3 protein-coding genes are annotated in these 2,116 nt (G+C 37.4%); all 3 read right to left on the reverse strand.

Annotation, left to right across the window (positions count from 1 at the left end):
• Positions 1–183 precede the first annotated feature (183 nt).
• Positions 184–540 (reverse strand): hypothetical protein, encoded by a 357-nt coding sequence (locus B4K20_RS13415; RefSeq protein WP_289283253.1) that lies wholly within the window; start codon positions 538–540, stop codon positions 184–186.
• Between the two features lie 59 nt (positions 541–599).
• Positions 600–1,205 (reverse strand): hypothetical protein, encoded by a 606-nt coding sequence (locus B4K20_RS13420; protein WP_289283254.1) that lies wholly within the window; start codon positions 1,203–1,205, stop codon positions 600–602.
• Positions 1,202–2,116 (reverse strand): hypothetical protein (locus tag B4K20_RS13425; RefSeq protein WP_289283255.1); only part of this gene is annotated, 915 nt, incomplete at its 5' end. The genes B4K20_RS13420 and B4K20_RS13425, both read right to left, overlap by 4 nt.

Genomic DNA, 2,116 nt, shown 5'->3' on the forward strand with positions numbered 1-2,116 from the left:
CATTAAGTCACTTCATTTTTAGATAAAGTTCACAATTTTGGAGGTGAAAGTAACACCCTATCGACTTCTATGATTTAACGTGAGTTAAAAATGTGGTGAAAGAATATCCTGTTAAACAAAAAAAGTAAGGGACAAGCACTAATGCTCTCGTCATCTGCCTGCCCCTCACCAAACAAACCTAATCTAGTTTGTTGGCGTCACTTTTTCCCATTCAGCTGCACCGCCACCCCAGTAAACACGACACGGATAAGGCGCATTTGTACCGTAACAGTTATTCGCTCGAAAACTACTAAAGTCAAACTTATAACCTTTTTCTTCCATACAGCGGTGAAGAGGTTCAATCTTGCTGTTAGGTAGATCCGCTCCTCTTCTTAAATCTTTACTATATCCGCACTCATTCATGTCTTTTATGGTTGAATCTTTATCACTGCCTCGTTTATGCCAAGCATCCCAGAGCGGGTCTGGAACGACCTTATACATAGAACAACCCGCCAGACTGCAAATAAAAATAGTGATAATAATTCTGGAAAAATAAGTCATTTGATACCTCCATGTATCTTAGTTTTGAAAAAGAAAATGCTTGGCTGGATTGGACATACTCAAACATCACAGTAATACACCTCAGGATAACGCTTGCATTGTTCAGTATTGAGAATACGTTCACGCGACTGAGGTTGACACTCCGTAAGATAAGCATCGCGAATACAATACCCACTATCAAGCCGTCTTTTGATATCTCTTTTTGGAGCAGGTAGTTCACAAGCAGGAATAGGATCATTCTCACATGGTGAAAAATCACCAAGGAAAGTAAAGCCATCATCAAGCATGCAGCGTTTGATCAGTAGTAGCTTACCGTTATATTCATCAGGAGATAATGTCTTCATTAAGGCATAGTTTTTTGACAACCAGATATCACTGGAGCCACATTCTAAAAGTGCCTCATCACGTTCTTTACGTGTTAAATCACCTTTTTGCCAATTGCTGGTCTTTACAATACTTATTTTATTTTTGTATAAATCCAGTGATGGGATATTGTATTTTCTGACATAGTCCTCATCAATCTTTGGTTCTATAAGAACATATCCGCCCGATCCATTCTGGCATTCATTGCTTCCTTCTTTTCCACAATCTTGTTGCTGATATACTGAGCTACATGCAGTGACAAACATATAAAAGATCAATATAACGAGTTGTTTTTTTATCATTTATTTAACACTTCCTTGTTACTTGCTGGTATTAAGATAAATTTAGCTTTCCCATCGGGACTATCCTGCCAATATTTTTTACTAGCACCATTAGGCTTTCCCTCCCCATAACTATTATGCACAGTGACATCAAAAAAGAGCGATTTCAGTCCTTCAATAAAACTGGTACTACCATCAGGAGTAGTGCCCCCAGTAGCTTCATTACTACCAATGAAAGTACCTACAAAATCGTCTTTGTGAACTTGAGCAAAAACCTTACCGTTTCCACTAGAATTTTCACTCAATAAATCTGCCATCTGTTGATTATTGAATGCTGAGCCTACAGTATAAATATCTAGTTTTTTTAGGATTAAATTGTCATTGTAATTTTCATTGATAAAGCGCAGGGTATTACCTGTTGTCATTCCACCTCGACTATGCGCATCAATAATAAGTCCTGTCTTACCGTATTTAGCCATCACCTTAATATTTTCTTTAACAGCATTCGTGAGTCCAAAACCTTCGCTTTCAAGAAATTTCTGGTAACCGGCAACCATTAGCTCCGATAAGGCATTATTGGTTAATGGGAAATGAATCAAATAGTCTGATTGATGATTTTGCAGTGCCAGTTTTTTTGCCGCATCGACTGAATTAAACATGCCGTTATTAAAAATATGTACCTTATTATCTTTACCGGGTTTTAAATTTTGCTTTTCTTCATCCGTTAATTTTTTCCATATCGCTTCATTATTTTCATCTTTAATGACTTCACCATTTTCATCACGCATCACTTGATAAAACTCGATCTTGGTCAGAAACATTTTTCTGAATGCTTCATCGGTAAATACCGTCGCAGCTTCATAAACTAACTGTTTGGAAAGTTGCTCTGCTTCAGCCTTATCTTTGAGTAGGTCTATATCCGCTATATTCAG

The organism is Methylophaga sp. UBA5088, assembly GCF_002414625.1.
Classification (GTDB): Bacteria; Pseudomonadota; Gammaproteobacteria; order Nitrosococcales; family Methylophagaceae; genus Methylophaga; species Methylophaga marina.

Bases quoted from the DNA above. Each gene is read 5' to 3' on its own strand.
- B4K20_RS13415 (WP_289283253.1), bottom strand. From the start codon at position 540: ATGACTTATTTTTCCAGAATTATTATCACTATTTTTATTTGCAGTCTG.
- B4K20_RS13420 (WP_289283254.1), bottom strand. From the start codon at position 1,205: ATGATAAAAAAACAACTCGTTATATTGATCTTTTATATGTTTGTCACT.